This window comes from Fibrivirga algicola (genome assembly GCF_011742925.1).
GTDB classification, from domain to species: Bacteria; Bacteroidota; Bacteroidia; order Cytophagales; family Spirosomataceae; genus Fibrella; species Fibrella algicola.
The window spans coordinates 943,492-960,509 of the sequence record NZ_WAEL01000001.1; the positions used below are offsets into that span (position 1 = coordinate 943,492).

A 17,018-nucleotide genomic window follows, 5' to 3' on the forward strand; every position below is an offset into this window, starting at 1 on the left:
ATTTACGCGGCTGCCCGGCGTAACCGGTCGTTCACCGCGCGGCCAAGGCCTTCATCGGGAACGAGTTGAGCGTATAGTTGCGTAACGGGCAGGTTGTCGAGCTGGCGCAGGTAGGCAAATAGGTTGCGTGCCGCGTCGAGCACATCGCCGGTAGGGGCCAGCACCAGTTGATTCGCGGCTGGAATACCCGGCAACGTACCCGAAAAGACCAGCGCCCCCACCGATTCGGCCGACAACGTACCCGATATTGAGGGCGTTTCACCATAGGCTAATAGCGTCAACGGCTTGCGCGGTGCGTAGTGGGAGGTTAACATACCCGGTGCTTGCGGCGCGTTTTGCGCATGCGGGTTCGAGGTGGACATTTGCACCCGAAGTGGGCCCGTGATGGCCTCCAGCTGTTCCAGAGCCATGCCACCCAGCCGGTACACCATCGCCTGTCCGTCGGTATCGAAGCCAATAATCGTTGATTCGACGCCAACAGGGCAGGGGCCACCATCGAGAATATAAGGCACCTGATCGCCTAACTGATCGGCTACATGTTGTGCCGTAGTGGGGCTGATGTAGCCGAATGGGTTGGCACTTGGCGCGGCCAGCGGAAAGTCGAGCGATTGCAGCAACGCCAGCGTCAACGGGTGGTTTGGAATGCGAATTGCGACTGTATCGAGGCCCGACGTGGTCAGGTCAGGTACGTGGTCGCGCTTCGGCAACAAGAGAGTTAGCGGCCCCGGCCAGCAGGTATGTGCCAGTTGCTCAGCCACCGGAGGAAAGTAGCGCACCAGCTCCCGCACTTTGTCGAGCGAATCGGTATGCACAATCAATGGGTCGAAGGCGGGGCGGTTTTTCACTCGGAAGATGGTCAGCACGGACTCTTCGTTGAGTGCATTACCTGCCAGCCCGTACACCGTTTCGGTAGGAATACCGACTACGTTGCCCGCTTCCAGCCAGTGCCGGGCAGCATTGAGGTCTGTGCCGATCATGCCAGATAAATACCGTCTTCTTTCAGCACAATTTTACGCTCTTTGTAGAGCGCACCAACCGCTTTTTTAAACGTCTTCTTGCTCATCTCCAGCAACTGGTAAATGGCTTGCGGGTCGGACGAGTCGGTGAGGGGGAGGAAGCCGTTTTTTGCTTTGAGCTTATCAAGAATGGCCTGTGCGTTTGGCTCTACTTTCGCGTAACCAACCGGTTGCAGGCTCAGATCCACGCGCAGGTCTTCCCGAATACGCTTCACGTACGCCTTCACTTTGTCGCCGATACGCAGCGATTTAAACAGTTCGTTGGCGTAAAAAAGGCCCCGAAACTGGTCGTTTACCACGGCAATCAGCCCCAGGTCGGTTCGCTCGTAAATGAGTGCCGTTACTTCATCGCCTTCTTTCAGGTCTTCCGGTGCTTCGTCGACAACGAGTGCGTTGATCTTCGACGAGCCAATGAGCCGGTCGGTGTCAGCATCGTAGCCGCAGTACACCACGTACCAGCGGCCTTCCGACATGGGTACTTCCTGAGCTTTGGTTGGCACCAGAAGGTCTTTTTCGAGGCCCCAGTCCATAAAAGCACCGAATGAAGAAAGCGCAACGCATTTCAGCGCAGCAAATGAGTCGCGAATGACGGCGGGGCGCAGCGTCGTGGCAATGGGACGATCTTCTGAATCGGTGTAAATAAATACCTCAATGTTGTCGCCTTCTTTAAGTTCGTCAGGTACGTACTTGTTGGGCAACAGCACATCGTTGTCGTCATCGTCACCCAAATACATGCCCACGCTCGTCATCCGAAGGGCCGTGAGCCGGTTATACTGGCCAATGTTAATCATAGGGCAAAGGTAGGTAAAGCAGGTGTGCCGTTTGTGGTTTGATGTTGCGTTGCTTATCAACTAACCGGCAGCGCAACCTCAAACCACGAACATCAAACAAACCTGGCCATAGCCAGACCAGACAGAAAGGCACCTTCCACGTTACCCTGGCCAAACCCGTCGCCACCGAAAAGGAGAGGGGCAGGGGTCGAGGCTGCCAAAAACGGTTCCGAATATCGTTCGGTGGCATTGCTGTACCGCCAGCGGTGAATTTGCTGGTCAACGATGGTTGCTGGCCCTATGTAATCCGACACGGCCGCAATCAGTTCGGGAATCAACGCGTTGAGGTTCGTGTCGTCGACATGCTGCTGGCTGAACGTATTTGAGGCGTGCAGGGTCAGCGTAGGTACGTCTGGCGAAATGCCTTTTTGCTGGTTATCGGCGATCCAGGCAACCGGACTATCGGGCGGTAGTTTCAGGCCACCCGGTTTGGGGACGTTGCCGGGCTGACTGAGCTGGAGCATGAGCGCTATGCAGGGTTCGTAATGAATAGCCTCCAGGGCAGACTTTTCGCCGGCCGACAGTGTAAGACCCGATTCCTGCCAGAGTGCCAGCGCTTGCGGGGCAGGTAGGGTCACGATCAACGAATCGCCGGTTATGGTCTGGCCATCGTCGAACGTAACGCTCCAGCTTTGGGCGTCTTGCTGAACGGTCACCGCACGTTTGCCGGTTTGCACGTCGAGGTTTTGGGCCAGAAACTTGGCGATACTGCTCATTCCATTGGTACCCACGTAGCGCGGATGCTGAAATGAAGCCGGGTCTGACTGTTCGATATGCCAGTCGTGCACTACGCCCGCCGCCCTCATTTCCTGTGTCAGCGCCTGAAAATCGGCTGATCGGGCCGAGAAGTATTGCGCCCCGTGGTCGGCACGACCCGTTGCGATACGGCGGGTGGCCAGCCGTCCGCCTACACCCCGACCCTTGTCAAAAATAAGTACTTCGTGTCCTTGTTGAGTCAATTCGCGGGCGGCGGTCAGACCAGCCAGACCCGCACCAAGTATAAGCGTCGTGGGCATGTACAAGTATCGGTTATCGATTAATAGCTAGTACATAAACTAGTTGGCGCACGGAAAGTGTCCGGGAAATGAAAAGTATGAGTTTAAAACAAAAAGCCGCTCAACGTTGAGCGGCTTTTCAAAAGAGGTAAATAAGGGTTGGTACTTATTTGGTCGGCTTCTTAAAAACCTTCTCGTCGACCGGACCATTAACGGTCACTTTGTTTGTCGAGAAGGCGAGGTTGCCCATCTGCCCGGCAATCTCCATCGAGTTAGGGAATTTTATGCCGCTGACATCTTTGTAATCCGAAAAGAGGATTTCTCCGTCCTGGTCGTTCATTTTTGTTTTAATCTTGCTCACCAGGTACGTTGTAGCATCCAGGTACTGGTCCGTAACCTGGTTGTCCTTGGTCGTTACTTTCAGGTGATACACGTCCTTTTTGTCTACTTTCTCTTTTCCGACCAGTTCTACTTTGCTGCCATTGGTTTTATAGCCAACCAGCGAGCCGAATGGGTACAACTGGCTCATAGACTGCTTGACCACGTCGGCCGACATGTCCTCCGGATCGCCAGAACCACCCATCATCGCGGGACGAACCATCCAGCCAGTGGTGCCGTCAATAACCTGGATCATTGAATTTCCCATCACAGTCGACTCCGAGCGCATTGATTTGCCAACGACGATGGTCGTTACAGAGGGAATTTCCATGCCCTGCACCGACAGCGACCGGTCAATTACAACGGTTTTTACCGCGTTCAGCTTGTCCATCCCACCGAGAGCGGCCACGTGTTTGTCAACAATTTCATCAACGGTTTGGGCATAGGCGCCAAAGCTCACGAATACAGCCAGGGTAGCGGCCAGGAATTTGTTCGTTTTCATTAATCAAGTTTGAGTTAAGTTTTGTGCTGAATTCAACGAGGAATGTATTGTCTACTGTCGGCTTGCGCCACCGGCGGGGGCACCGCCAGCAGGGGCCTGACCACCACCGCTGCCATCCGTTTTTACATCGTCATTATTGACCGATTTTGCCTTCTTACGCGGGGCATCCATGGTCATCTTTCCGATCTTGTACGTGAACGTCAGCCGGACACCGCGGTTATAAAGATACACATCATTCACCTGTGTAAACTGAGCGGCGTTAAGAACGGTGTGAATATTGAACCGACTTGACAGAAAGTTCTCGGCAGCCAGGCCAATGCTACCTTTCTTGTTGGCAATGTCTTTCTTGACGCCGATCGTGTAGAAACCAAAGCCCCCCTGCGTACCCTGCAACTGAATGGTATTGCCCTGCATGAAGCCGAAGGCCTGCGCGCCCCAGCCATTGCCAAACTGAGCTGATGCCATTGAACCACCACTTACCTGGAAACCACTGTTGGTCAACTCCTGAGAGACACCCCGCTCGCCAACAGCCTGACCAGTGAGGCTCGTGTAAAAGGCGTTGAAGAAGATACCAATGTTAATTTTCGACGTGGCAGCCACGTTGGCGAAGACGTTGGTCCCGAAAGCGCGTTGCCGACCAATGTTCTGGTAGGTACTGACAATGGCACCTTTCAGCGTATCAGACGGCTGGCTGATGAGGGTAATGGCGTTGTCGGTAATCCGTCCGAAGAAGGTGGCGTTTACAAACGTCTTCTTGATGGTCCGGCTCAAGCCCAACTCGAAGTTGTCGGTCAGTTCGGGGCGGAGCGATGGGTTACCAACCGTAATCACCTGTGGGTTTGCTGCGTTGAAGTTGGGGTTCAACTGCTGAAGACCCGGACGTTGGATACGGCGGTTATAGCCCAGTTTTACCGTGGTACCGCTATACGTTTTCGATGCGTTGACGCTCGGAACCAGCACACCGTAGTCGCCAATGCCAATGGGGCCGCCCTCTCTGGTGCTGGCATCGATGAATGTGTGCTCATAGCGCAATCCTCCTTTAAACGTGTACCGTTTTTTGGTTGTGTACGTGTACGAGGTATAGCCCGCCGCAATGTTCTGATTGTACAGCAGAGCCCCCAGCGTGTTGTTGTTTTGAGTGACAAACTCGCCGGTTGCCCCCGCATTCAAATAGCGATAATCGCTGTTCACCTGCCGCAAAATGGCTTTGCCGCCAATTTCGAGTAACTGGTTTTTGCTTATAGGAGTCTGGTAGTCAGACTGAATGGTGAATTCCTGGTTCAGGTTGGCGTTCAGGTTACGTTGCCGGCTAATCAGCTCATTACTGCCATTGAACAGGTTCGCATCAAAATTATTAGTCAAATCGGTGCGACTATAGAGGGTCGACACGCTCCATTCCTGCTGGGGTTTAAACGTGTGCAGGTAATCGACGTTCATGTCGACGGTGCCAGACAGGTTCTTAGCGTCGACGTTCCGGTTAATGCCCGATCCGGCCACACCGTTGGTGAACAGACGAGTGATCAGGTCTTGTCGGTTCGTAAAATTACGAACGCCGTAACGTACCCCGGCTGTCAGGCTCTGGTTCTTGGCCAGATCATAATCGAAGCCCAGGTTATACTGCCCAAACAGGCCCTGGTTGTTGCCTACACCGGTTTGGCGCGTCAGCGTTGTTACACCGTTCGACACGCTGGTCTGGTCGAGGTTGGTTTCTGATTTCGTGTTATATATACCACGACCAAAACCACCGAGGGTGAAACCCGCTTTGCCTTTGCGGTAGCTGCCGTTGAGCGACAGGGTTGCGCCCCGGTTGCCAACGCCCGAATCGATGTTCAGGTTGAGGCCTTGCAGGCTGTTCTTTTTGGTAATGATGTTGATGATACCGCCCGATCCCTCTGCGTCGTACTTGGCCGAAGGGCTGGTGATCACCTCAACCGTTTTAATCTGGTCGGCTGGAATCTGTTTCAGCGCATCGGCAACGCTGCTCGCGATGATTGTACTTGGCTTGTTGTTGATCAGTACGCGGATGTTGCTGCTACCCCGAAGCGAGACATTACCGTCCAGATCGACTGTCAGTAGCGGTACTTTTCGCAGCACATCAGACGCGTCGCCTCCCTTGGCCAGAATGTCTTTTTCGGCGTTGTAGACCAGCCGGTCCACTTTCTCTTCGATTAGCGCGCTTTGCCCAACAACAGTTACCTCGTTCAGCAACTTTACGCTCGAGTTTAGTCTGACAACTCCAATGTCCAGCGTTTGGCCGTTGGTCACCGTCAGGCTGTCAACGGTTTTTGTTTTGTAGCCAACAAAGGTGATCAGCGCTCTGTACTGACCGGCAACTAATTTGCTAAGCGTGAATTTTCCTTTTTCGTCGGCAACGGTCCCATCTACGGCTTTCCCCGTCGTTTTATTGTAAAGTGCAACGCTGGCAAACTCAACAGCCTTGGTCTGAGCTGAGTCGATGACGTACCCCGTAATTTTAGCAGTACCCTTCGGGCTCTGGTCACCCGCGGTGCCGGGCAAAGCGGTGCCCCGGTTGGGCTGTGTTGCGCCACCCATGCCCGGAAACTGGGCAAACGAAGGGGCAGAAAGACCAACTGTAAGCAGTGTGGCGGTGATAAGTAAAGAATTCGCTTTCATAAACTGATGGTTGTACGCTACAAATGTCTGCCCCGGCCTGCATTCCTGAAATGGAAAGGGGATAGAGGCCCCGTTTGCCAGGATAGACAGCGTTTTCGCCCCGACGAACGGCTGGTAATAACCTGGTGACACAATGAAATTGTGAGTTCCCAAAACTGTATATTCGTTCTGCTCGTTGATTGAATCATGCGTTGGTCTATTGTCCGTTGGTTTGTTGCATTAGTTATTGCCCTACCCATTGGGACAATCATCCTGTTTCCATCTCTCTGGCGCTGCCTGACAATCGCCCACGCCAGCGAATTCGAACCGCTGACTGCCGGTAAAAAGACGCTCTACATCAGCACAGAGGCTACCTCCCGGCAACGCGAAGTCTTTACGAATCACTTACAAATTGCTTCAGACCGGATCCGGCGGTTTTGGGGTAACCAACGCGGGCAGGCGGTTATCATTTATTGCCCAACCCAGGAGCAGTACGCCCAGTATTGCTCGGGTGGCGAAGGGGCAGGTTGTAGTCTGGGTATGCCCTGGGGCGATTCGTTTCTGGTGTTGGGCCCGGAAGGGAACAACCCCGATGTGATGGCCCATGAACTTTGCCACGACGAATTATTTGCGCGGCTGGGCTGGCTCACGATCAAGCGGCAAGTACCGCAATGGTTCAATGAGGGGCTGGCATTAATGGTCGATTATCGGTTTTCCAACGGCCCCAGTGACGCCCGTGAGCGCTTTCTGAGTTACGATGCCGAATGGAAATACCGTGCCTATGGTCCGCAGGGGCTAAGTCCGCAGGTTGTGCCGGGTTTATCGTCACTAGAGACTACCCGCGACTTTTTTTATGGTGATTACAGCCGGGTTATGCTGGCCTACCTGACCGCCGGCCGTGAGGTATCGCGCTGGTTGGCTACGGTGGGTACGTCGGCCCTGCCCCGACTTATTACTGACCTGTTGGCGGGTAATAAGTTTGCCGATGTATACCAATTTGCCCGAAACAGGAAGGTGAGTACGTCGCCAAAAAATGTTCAGCCGGTAAACCGTTCGGCGCGTTGAGCTAGTCGTATCTTTGTGCCATCCCCTAACGCTCTTCGCCAACATGACCAGCAACAAGTACGTAACCGCCACGTCTCGTAACCCCGGCACTACTACCGTCAAAGAAGCGTTTGACAAGCTGTTGCAAGTGTATAAGCTACGGGGGCGATTCAACGAAACGTACCTGGAAGCCTATTGGGGGAAGATGATGGGGCAGGCCATTGCGTCGCGCACTACCCGCCTCTACGTGCGCGAGAGCACGCTTTACATCGAACTATCGTCGGCCCCGCTACGCAGTGAGCTGGTCAATGCCAAGCAGAAAGTGATTCAGTTGGTGAACAAAGAGGTTGGGTCGGAAGTCATCTCCGATGTGGTCTTTATCTGAGTCCAGAGCTGGTACTGCACCCGTAGCCAGACCAGTACGCACGGCACCGCCTTAATGCTGTAGGGCACGAAGAAATTGTTCTGCCACACTTTCGGGAACAGATCCGTCGGTGACAATGAGGTGAACAGGATCACCAGCGCCAGCAATACCTTATCGAGCGTCGACACGGGCGAATCGAGGGTTACCCACCAAAGCGCTACGCCAACTACCGCCAGCACATAGGTAGGCGATTCGGCCATTTTATTAAAAATGATCACAAACAGCAGGAAGTAAGCCAGCATACGCCGCTGGTACGTGCGATCCTGCCAGAGACTGAACCGGGCAAAGGGAGCCAGAAACAGCGTAATACCAATCAGTTCCAGAATGCGGAGGTTTGCGTCTGTCTTAGCCATGCCGAACCAGGCGACCAGAATGCCCGGTACCGAAATAAGTACGCCCAGCTTACTGTCGACGACCACCCGGCCCCATTCAATGTATTCGCTTACGACGCTATTCCACGGAATCATGGTCCAGGGAGCCAGCCCAAGTAAGACGGTCCAGACTACCATGGCAAGCAGAAATTCGGCTTTTTTAGGGAAGAAAAGAAAGAAAATGGCCGCCCCAACGCCGTAGAATTTAATGTAGAGGCACAGGGTGAACAGTAGGGCCGCCAGCCAGACCCGCTGATTGCGCAGAAAATAGACGCCCAGCAACATAGCTCCCACAATGAAGTTGTTGCTCTGCATATTTTGCGCTGTGATCAATCCTTCGGCAAAAACGATCAGCAACACGATAACCCGTTTCCGGTTGGCATCGGCATGATCGCTGAGGTAATACCAGATGCCCGCTACCAGCATGGCGGCATTCAACAGATTCCACAATAGGACTCCCAGCCAGTTGGGCAGGTAATAAAAGGGCCCCATCAGCCAGGCAAAAGTAGGACTGTACTTGTAATTGTCTTCGAACAGGTTGGGATGCAGGCCGTAGATCGTCTTGTCGATCAAGAGGTTATGGAATGGCTTGGCAAACATCAGGTAGTTATTCAACTGCCCAAGCGCATATTTCTGACCCGCCACGGCGGTGAAGATAACCAGCGTTAGGGCCGCCAGCCGATACGGGGTAAGCCAGCGGAACGAACCGCTAAATGTAGAGTCTGTCACTAGAAAAATGTTGTAGTAGCTTGAATGCCTATAGCAGCGTATCGGCAAATTCACCCATGGTTGTGTACTCGCCGTGTTGGCGCAGAAACCGCAGCAGTGACTCTACCCGGTCGAGCAGCTGATCGCGGGAGTGCCGTTTTACATAGGTCGGAATCTTGTCGAACTCCGCCAGATCGGTAAACTCCCAGGGATGAACATACAGGTTTACGAAGCCATCGGCGCGGAGCGTTTGCAGACACAGTTGTTTATACAGTCCGAACGGAAAATTTTTCAGGCTCAGCCAGAAGAGAGGCAACCGCAGCCGGGGCGTTACCGAAGCCGGAATTTGCCAGATCGTTTTTTCGCGAAAGGGAAGTCGGGGTTCGCTTAGGTGATTGTACCGGCCGGGAATAAATGTGGGGTGCAGCGACGAATTGTATACGTACCCGGCGGCCACCAGATCGTCGGGGTTGGTTTCGCCCATACGGGCCCGCCTGAATCCACGAACTGGTTTGCCAAGCAGATTTTCCAGCGCCGCTTTCGATGTAGCCAGGTCGGCCGGTTCAAACGTGGTATGGTAATACCCGTGCGACGCCACTTCGTGCGTTTTAGCCAGTTGCTGCATCAACTCAGGCTCGTGCAGGGCGTAATTGGCCGTTGTGAACAGCGTAGTCCGTGCGTTCAACGCATTGAAGCGCTCGGCCAGCAGGCGTAGTCCTTTAGTCGAAACAGCGATCTGATCGATCAGGGAGAGCTCGTGCCCATATTCGAGGGCCGTATCAAACTCCTCTACGTCAACGGTGAAGAGTATATGTCGGGGGTTGGTGCTTGCCATGTAATGACTTCCTCAATCTCGCTTGTATCACCGATGATATAGGGCGGGCGCCGCTTCACCTCCACAAACGTTTTCCCCAAATATACGCCCATAATGCCGATGACGATAAATTGAACGCCACCAATGAATACCGTCAGTACCACAAGCGTAGTCCAGCCTGAGACCGTAGCGTTGGTGAAAAAGTACTCGTACAACACTTCCAGCCCGGTAAGCGTAGCAAACAGCGACATGGCAAAGCCCATGGCTACCGACACGTACAACGGCTTGGAACTGAATGAAGTGATGCCCATCATGGCCAGTTGCAGCATCTTCTTGAACGAGTATTTGGTGGTGCCAGCAAAGCGGGCAGCGGGTTCATACTCGATCCGGCATTGGCGGAAACCCATCCAGGAAATCATGCCCCGCAGAAAAAGATCATTCTCTTTAAACTGCTTCAGCACATTAAGTACTTTCCGGTCGAGTAGGCGAAAATCGGCGGCACCATCTTCAAGATTCAGGTCGGAAGCGGCGCGGAGAAACTTATAAAAATTACGCGACGTGATCCGCTTACTCCAGGGTAGGTTTGGGTCGGGGGTACGTACCGTATACACCACGTCGAAGCCCTCACGCCATTTCTTGATGAGCGTTGGAATCAGTTCGGGTGGGTGTTGCAGATCGGCGTCGAGGCTAACGGCGCAATCGCCCCGGGCGTGATCATAACCAGCCCGCAGCGCTACCTGATGCCCGAAGTTGCGCGAAAAAGAGAGGAAGCGTACTTCATCATAGGTTTGGCTCAACTGCCGCAGGACGGCTTTTGTCTGGTCGGTACTGCCATCGTCGACGATCAGAATTTCATAAACACCCAGCGGCTCCATAACTGCCCGCAGTCGCTCAACCAAAAAAGGGAGGTTCTCCTCCTCATTAAAGGCTGGTACAACAAGACTGATTAGATTTGGAATAAGCGGGGCGTTCATGGGGAAAGGGCTACTCAGGAAAATTACGGACAAAGGTACAAACAGGAAGCCGCCGTACTTATAACCAGTCGCCTAGCCGGTTAAGTACGTCATGCTCCGATGCATTGCCGGTTATGGTGATATCTGCCTGCTGGTAAATGGGTAAGCGATGCTCATGTTTCTGACGTAAGTTATCGAGAAGCGCTTGATCTCCGGCATTAAAAAGCGGCCGTTCGGGGGCATCGCTCGGGAACTGCTGCGCATGGGCAATCATGCGTTGGGCCAGCGTGTGGGGGGGCACATCCAGAAACACCGACACCCCCGCCGTTTTGATATAAGCCATATTCTCGTGGAAGCAGGGCATGCCGCCGCCCGTAGCTACCACAAGGCTTCCTCCCGGTTTAATAGTGCGTAGTACCCGAGCCTCGGCCTCCCGAAAATACGGCTCGCCTTCCTGCGCAAAAATATCGGCTACGCTGCGGCCTTCTTCCCGAATAATAAGCCGGTCGGTATCGATAAAGTGGTAATGTAACTCCCGGGCAAGCCGCTTACCCAACGTGCTCTTACCCGACGAAGGCATGCCAATCAGAAAGATGTTCTTCATTACTTCACCAGTTCCAGCACCTCTGCCTTGTCGGGGGTGCGGTTGTTATGCCACTTGCCCCGAACAAACCCATTGCTGAGCAACCACGTACCCGGGTCGGCACGCATAATGGTTTTCAAGACCGTGGCATCGCCTTTGTAAGCAGGCAGGTCGAGCAAAAACTCCTTCTTAAAGGCATTGATCGCTTCGTCTGAAGCTGAGGTGAGCAACAGGGGCGTGACGTTCGTACCTTTCAACTCGTTGATTAACGTCCGAATGGCCGGTACCGATCCCGCATCGATGGTGGCGGGGTCCTTAACGATTACAAACAGTTTGTTGCCCTGGAAACTCTGCTCCGTGAAATCGCCGTCTGTGTCGCTCCAGATCCGATAGTCCGTGATCTTGGGTTTCGCCGATTCGTTCAGCGTAATCATTTCCTTAAACTTGAAAGTCGTGTCGGTAGGGTACTTTTCCATCTCGTACTCCTGCCCGTTTTTGGTCATGATGTAGCTAAAGCGCAACGGCTCCGACGGCTTCATCTGAGTTGGAATGCTCTTGCCTACGGCATAAGGCAGCATGTCGATCGGAGACAGGTACTGGATGGCCCAAACGCCCAGCCCAACCGAAAGCACAAACGATAAAAAGACAGCCCAGCCCGTTTTGCGGGCTTTCATTCGGTTGCGGTGGCCGATGATAAACAGGATCAGCACCATCAGCACTACGTCCTTAGTAAACGATGTCCAGGGTTTCAGTTTCAGCGCTTCTCCAAAGCAACCGCAATCGGTTACTTTGTTAAAATAAGCCGAATAGAACGTCAGGAACGTGAAAAAGCCAACCAGCAGCAACAAGAGCCAGGTGGTCAGTTTGGGGCGGTACGACACCAGCAACGCCACGCCCAGTACCACTTCAGCGGCGCACATGAACACCGACAGGTACAGCATGTAGGGAATGAACGCGTGAAAGAAAAACGCCAGCGCAGGCAGATCTTCGGCGAATACCTCGAAGTACTCGGTCATCTTGATCTGCGTGCCCACGGGGTCGTTCATCTTAATCAGACCGGAGATGATAAAGAGCAGACCGACCAGCACGCGGGCTATGCGGGCGATGGTCAGCATCGTGGGCGTCCCCGTTCTAACAGGGGGCTGTGGTGTGGTTGCGTTCATGAGTAGGGTAAAAAGAGTATTGTTGCAAACTTCAGTCCAATGTCATTTTTATGAGGCAGAAGACGGCGTAGTTGATCATATCCATGTAATTGGCATCAACGCCTTCTGAAACGAGTGTAGCGCCCTGGTTATCTTCAATCTGTTTGGTGCGCAGTAATTTCATTAAAATCAGGTCGGTCATCGACGAAACCCGCATTTGTCGCCAGGCCTCACCGTAGTCGTGGTTTTTGGCAAAGAGCAACTCGATTACCCGGTTCATCTGGGCATCATACAGCACTTCCAGTTCGTCGGTTGGAATGTCTGTGCGGCTATCGTTACTAGCCGATAGCTGCATCTGAATCAACGCCATGACGCAGTAATTGATGATGCCAACGAACTCAGGCTCAATTCCCTCACCTACCTTGCTGATGCCGGTTTCCTGTAATGTGCGGATACGCTGGGCTTTGATATAGATCTGATCGGTAATGCTCGACAGCCGTAAAATGCGCCAGGCAGTACCATAATCGAGGTTTTTTTTCAGGAACAACTCCTTGCAGCGCAGCACGACCTGCCGATATTGGGCTTCTGTTGACAAAATTAGCTAGATGTTTGTCGGTTGGGGTTTGTCGGTTGACGCCTACTATGCCGATCAGCGGCGGATCGCCACAAACGACAAACTCCAAACGCTTCATTTGATGCTCAAAATTACGCAAAAAACGCTGAACTGTCGGGGGCGGCTAGTCGATCTGACCGTGCCGAAAGTGATGGGAATTTTAAATGTGACGCCCGATTCATTTTATGCCGGTAGTCGGCTCGACGTGGGGCACGAGGTGGCCGTGGCTGCGCGCATGCTCGAGGAAGGCGCTACGTTTCTGGATGTTGGCGGCTACTCTACACGTCCCGGCGCAGTCGATATCAGCCCGGCCGAAGAGGCCGACCGGGTGCTGCCCGTTATCGAAGGCATTCTCGATAGCTTTCCTGATGCCCTGATTTCGGTCGACACCTTTCGGGCCGACGTTGCGCGGCAGGCCGTTGAGCAGGGCGCTGTTCTGATCAACGATGTTGCGGGTGGTACGCTTGACCCGGCGATGTTTGCTACTGTGGCTGCCTTGGGCGTGCCTTATGTGCTCATGCACCTGCGCGGTACGCCCCAAACCATGCAGTCGCTGGCTACGTACCAGCATGTAACGCGTGATGTCATAGACGAACTGGCCAGTCAGCTCACCCGACTACGTACCTGCACTGCTTCAGCCGGAGCTCAGTTCGCTTCAGCAGGGTTACCCGTCGATGTGATTATCGATCCGGGATTTGGGTTTGCCAAAACGCCTGATCATAACTTTCAGCTTCTGACTGAGCTGCCCATGCTCGGGGCAGTATTCAGTGAACCACTACTGGTTGGCATTTCCCGCAAAACCACGATCTGGAAAACGCTGAACATAACCGCCGAGGAAGCCCTGAACGGAACAACGGTGCTAAATACGGTGGCGTTGCTACATGGGGCGTCAATTCTTCGTGTTCATGATGTTCGCGAAGCCGTTGAAGCTGTGGTACTTACGCAGAGATTAAAAAAAGTTTGACGATATTCTTGCGTTCATACAGGCAAACGCCTACTTTTGCAGTCCCAAATCAGTAATCGATATGCGGTTACTACTTAGGGAACGATCTGGTAGCTCAGCTGGTAGAGCAATACACTTTTAATGTATGGGTCCTGGGTTCGAATCCCAGCCGGATCACAAGAAAAAGGGTTGGTAGCATTTGCTACCAACCCTTTTTCATTTCAAGCCTTAGGTTTCTAGTCCCGTCCAAATTTCAACGACGTACCTACCAGGAAACCGGTACCAACGTACCTGCCGCCCTGCACCTGCCCCACCACTTCGACCCGGAAGAAGGGGAAGCCGGGAATTAAGCCGTCCAGCCCATAGCCGATTTCGGTATAGCCCTTGCTGGCGGGCGTAGCAAGGTGATGGACGAACAGGTTTTCTTTCAGGCCCGCCAACCGTACCAGCGTCAGTTGCGTGATCAGGAGCTGACGAAATTCACCCAGTACGTGCACTTCAGCGAATTTGCTGCGGGTACTGTACTGGTAGTAGGGCAACATCCGGAATGAGCTGACCGGGTCGCCAAGCTGGAAGAAGAATTCGTTGCCCTGAAAGTGTTTAAAGTCCGGGAAAAACACCGACGAATTGGTCAGAAATCCACCCGCCGTGAGCTGATACGCCAGTCGGCTGCGAATGCCCGTCTCCACTGAATGCCGCCAGGTTGCCTGCGCAAAATCGTAGTTAACATCAGAGCCACCCACCCCGGAAATACCTTTGCGGTAGTTGAGCGACAGGAGCGGGGCCTCACTGTTCCGGAGTTGAATTCGCTGGCCATTCCGGATTCGGTATCGAAGTTCACCGAGCCGTAGCGAAGCGTTCAGATCAAGTGTCAGCGCCTGATGCACCGGAAAAGCCGCGCTCTCGACCTCACTGGTAATGGGACGGTTTGGCGTGTAGCTGAACTGATTCCAGTTGATCAGCGGTTTGATGCCTTCTTTGTAATTCGCCAACTCCGTCCGTTCGGCATATTCGACGCTACCGCTCACCTGCAATCGACCTTCGACGGGCCGCGCCGACACGGTAGCTTTCAGGTAATCTTTCTGAAAAAGCTTCATGAAATTGCGCTCAAACAGTACCGTTGTCAAGCCGTTCAGGCTGGGGCTGATTGGGTTATCAGGGTTTAGCTGTGCCACAAAACGCCCGCCCGATAGCTCCAGGGAAGTTTTTTTGTGTTGATAGCCAAGCGTACCGTATCCAATGAATTGCTTACGGCCCGTTTGGTAGCGCCCCAGCCCTGACCATGACCAGTAGTTTTGCTGCACACTGTCGAGCCGGTGTCGGTAACGGAGCGAGGCGTCAAGTGTAATACCTTCGACCGTGTTGAAGTTGGCACCCGCCAGCGGGCTAACCCAGGTGAGTGAGGTTGCTCGTGAAACGCGCCATACCTGCGTACCCGTCAGCATATTCACGGCCGTTTGTGACTTCTTTTTGCTGGCCTGTACCCGTTTAGTGCTGTCTGTTTTCGGCACGCCTTTGCGAATGGCCACAATGCTGTCGCCTTTCTGGTAACTGACCACTTCGGCCTTTGTCAGCGGCACAGTACGGAGCGAATCCCAGAAGGCGTTACTGCGTTTCTTGGCCAGCGTATCAATTACCGTTGAGTCATTTCGGACAACTGCGACATCTTCTTTCCGCGCTTTGCGGGCCTTGTATTCCTGCTTCTCATATTCCTTCACGAGCTGCTTCATGTTCTTGGTCGAAAACTCTTTCTGCTTCGCCACGGCATCGGCAAACGACTGATTCTTCACGTCACTCTTGTTGAGTGTTTTTGCCGGTGGGTTGAAGCGCTCGTCGACCACCTTCACATCTTCGACGAAGCCCGGGTTGACAGTGAAACTGTTGAAGGTCTGGTTGCGCACAAACTGGGCCGTAAACGTCGCACCCATGAATGCGCCATTGATTTCAAACTGTTGGTTCACAGGCATCCAGACGTTTTTGACGGGGCTGCAAACCACTTTGGTTAGTACACTGAAACCTAGTTCGTTGCGAGTTTCCAGTTGCGCGCTGTAGACCGCCCAGGTGTCTTCAATGATGTAGATGGTACCCCGCATGACGCCATCGCCGAATTGCTTCGGAATAACCTTGATCTTCGACACGTCGACGCCCTGCTCGCGGAACGTACCTTCATACTCAAACTTGTAATAGCCGAACGCATTGGGAGCCAGCGGCGACACCGCACCCAGCAATTTGGGTGTGTAGAGATTGGCACTGTAGTAGTTGGATACCTGGATGAAATCGCCCGCTGAGTTTCGATTGGCAATGATGCGTTGCTTTACCGTATTGGGCAACTTAAAGTCGACCTCCGCAACCGTTTCGTTCAGTACGGGCCGCCCAACTTTGAAATTGGCTTCTTTTTCGGCTTCCTTCAATTGCTTCTGGTACAGAAACGTCATCGGCAGCTTATGTACTGTTATCGACGACTTGGTGTACACACGAGCGGTAAACTGCTGCACCTGCAACTGGTGGAAGCGGGCTTTGGCAATGGCCCGCCGCATGATGCTCACTGCCGGGTCTTCAGTATTCTTGCCAATCTTCACGTCCTGCAGCGTAATCGACTGCTGGGTCATGGTGATGTTGATCTCTTTGAACCCATCGGTAATTGTGATCGCCCTCGACTCGGCCTTGAAGCCCAGAAACTGAAAAACGATTTCGTACTGCCCCGGTTTCAGCGCCAGTTCGTAGCGACCCTCTTCGTTGGCAATGGTACCCAGTGTGGTTCCCCGGGCCGCAATGGTGGCAAACGACATAGCCTCGCCTGTCGCTGATGTAATCGTACCGCGTATGCCCTGTGCCGCTGCTCCGGTGATAAACAGCACAAGAAATCCAATAAGTAAAATGGGGGTTCGTAAATGGAAAGACATAAAGTTCGGGTACGTAGATGAATAAGGTTAAGCAAAAGAAACGCGCAATAGCATGCGGGCGGCCGCTTTTTAGACAAAAGTCATCCAATCGAGTGTAAACGTCCTCGTTGGCCGGATAAGTGATCTTAATGAAGATGCTATCCGGGACAAAAACGTTGTATGCTGTCTAAAGAATGTCGTGAATCA

15 protein-coding genes and 1 tRNA gene are annotated in these 17,018 nt (G+C 53.3%); 4 read left to right on the forward strand and 12 right to left on the reverse strand.

Annotation, left to right across the window (positions count from 1 at the left end; translation table 11 throughout):
• Positions 1 to 2 precede the first annotated feature (2 nt).
• The 5 genes from F7231_RS03825 to F7231_RS03845 form a co-directional block, all read right to left on the reverse strand.
• Positions 3 to 977, reverse strand: a complete 975-nt coding sequence (locus F7231_RS03825) for an L-threonylcarbamoyladenylate synthase (RefSeq protein ID WP_166690937.1) — start codon at positions 975 to 977, stop codon at positions 3 to 5.
• Positions 974 to 1,807, reverse strand: a complete 834-nt coding sequence (locus F7231_RS03830) for a CvfB family protein (RefSeq protein ID WP_166690938.1) — start codon at positions 1,805 to 1,807, stop codon at positions 974 to 976. The genes F7231_RS03825 and F7231_RS03830 overlap by 4 nt, the downstream gene beginning before the upstream one ends.
• A 92-nt stretch (positions 1,808 to 1,899) precedes the next feature.
• The gene (locus F7231_RS03835; RefSeq protein ID WP_166690939.1) at positions 1,900 to 2,862 is read right to left on the reverse strand and encodes an NAD(P)/FAD-dependent oxidoreductase; all 963 of its coding nucleotides are present in this window, start codon (positions 2,860 to 2,862) and stop codon (positions 1,900 to 1,902) included.
• A 145-nt stretch (positions 2,863 to 3,007) separates the two neighbouring features.
• The gene (locus F7231_RS03840; protein ID WP_166690940.1) at positions 3,008 to 3,721 is read right to left on the reverse strand and encodes an outer membrane lipoprotein-sorting protein; all 714 of its coding nucleotides are present in this window, start codon (positions 3,719 to 3,721) and stop codon (positions 3,008 to 3,010) included.
• 51 nt (positions 3,722 to 3,772) lie between these two features.
• A complete protein-coding gene (locus tag F7231_RS03845) occupies positions 3,773 to 6,355 on the reverse strand; it encodes a TonB-dependent receptor (protein ID WP_166690941.1) in 2,583 nt (860 codons plus the stop codon).
• 186 nt (positions 6,356 to 6,541) lie between these two features.
• On the opposite strand from F7231_RS03845, the gene F7231_RS03850 reads away from it, so the two are divergent.
• Together F7231_RS03850 and F7231_RS03855 are read left to right on the forward strand one after the other, a co-directional pair.
• The gene (locus F7231_RS03850) at positions 6,542 to 7,399 is read left to right on the forward strand and encodes a hypothetical protein (protein ID WP_166690942.1); all 858 of its coding nucleotides are present in this window, start codon (positions 6,542 to 6,544) and stop codon (positions 7,397 to 7,399) included.
• A gap of 43 nt (positions 7,400 to 7,442) precedes the next feature.
• On the forward strand, positions 7,443 to 7,763 hold the full coding sequence (locus F7231_RS03855) for a DciA family protein (protein WP_085414606.1): 321 nt from the start codon (positions 7,443 to 7,445) through the stop codon (positions 7,761 to 7,763).
• Here F7231_RS03855 and F7231_RS03860 read toward each other — a convergent pair.
• Genes F7231_RS03860 through F7231_RS03885 form a run of 6 tightly spaced genes read right to left on the reverse strand, consistent with a single transcriptional unit; the run spans position 7,706 to position 12,971 of the window.
• Complete coding sequence (locus F7231_RS03860) at positions 7,706 to 8,902, reverse strand: glycosyltransferase family 87 protein (RefSeq protein WP_166690943.1); 1,197 nt, start codon at positions 8,900 to 8,902, stop codon at positions 7,706 to 7,708. The two genes, F7231_RS03855 and F7231_RS03860, sit on opposite strands and share 58 nt — an antisense overlap.
• A gap of 28 nt (positions 8,903 to 8,930) precedes the next feature.
• The gene (locus F7231_RS03865; RefSeq protein WP_166690944.1) at positions 8,931 to 9,716 is read right to left on the reverse strand and encodes a polysaccharide deacetylase family protein; all 786 of its coding nucleotides are present in this window, start codon (positions 9,714 to 9,716) and stop codon (positions 8,931 to 8,933) included.
• Positions 9,671 to 10,669 carry a glycosyltransferase family 2 protein gene (locus tag F7231_RS03870; RefSeq protein ID WP_085414603.1) on the reverse strand — a complete coding sequence of 333 codons (999 nt, stop codon included), beginning with the start codon at positions 10,667 to 10,669 and terminating at the stop codon, positions 9,671 to 9,673. The genes F7231_RS03865 and F7231_RS03870 overlap by 46 nt, the downstream gene beginning before the upstream one ends.
• 58 nt (positions 10,670 to 10,727) lie before the next feature.
• Positions 10,728 to 11,252, reverse strand: a complete 525-nt coding sequence (locus tag F7231_RS03875; protein ID WP_085414602.1) for a shikimate kinase — start codon at positions 11,250 to 11,252, stop codon at positions 10,728 to 10,730.
• Complete coding sequence (locus F7231_RS03880) at positions 11,252 to 12,394, reverse strand: BT_3928 family protein (RefSeq protein WP_166690945.1); 1,143 nt, start codon at positions 12,392 to 12,394, stop codon at positions 11,252 to 11,254. Before F7231_RS03880 ends, F7231_RS03875 begins: the two co-directional genes overlap by 1 nt.
• Positions 12,395 to 12,425: 31 nt before the next feature.
• Complete coding sequence (locus tag F7231_RS03885) at positions 12,426 to 12,971, reverse strand: DUF1599 domain-containing protein (protein ID WP_085414600.1); 546 nt, start codon at positions 12,969 to 12,971, stop codon at positions 12,426 to 12,428.
• 97 nt (positions 12,972 to 13,068) lie between these two features.
• Here F7231_RS03885 and folP point away from each other — a divergent pair, with 97 nt between their 5' ends.
• Both folP and F7231_RS03895 read left to right on the forward strand, forming a co-directional pair.
• Positions 13,069 to 13,950, forward strand: coding sequence for a dihydropteroate synthase (folP, locus tag F7231_RS03890; protein ID WP_166691186.1), 882 nt, complete (start codon positions 13,069 to 13,071; stop codon positions 13,948 to 13,950).
• An 83-nt stretch (positions 13,951 to 14,033) separates the two neighbouring features.
• A tRNA-Lys gene (locus F7231_RS03895) sits at positions 14,034 to 14,106 on the forward strand.
• Positions 14,107 to 14,165: 59 nt separating this feature from the next.
• Here the strand turns inward: F7231_RS03895 and F7231_RS03900 are convergent.
• A complete protein-coding gene (locus F7231_RS03900; protein WP_166690946.1) occupies positions 14,166 to 16,832 on the reverse strand; it encodes a DUF5686 and carboxypeptidase regulatory-like domain-containing protein in 2,667 nt (888 codons plus the stop codon).
• Between the last annotated feature and the right edge of the window lie 186 nt (positions 16,833 to 17,018).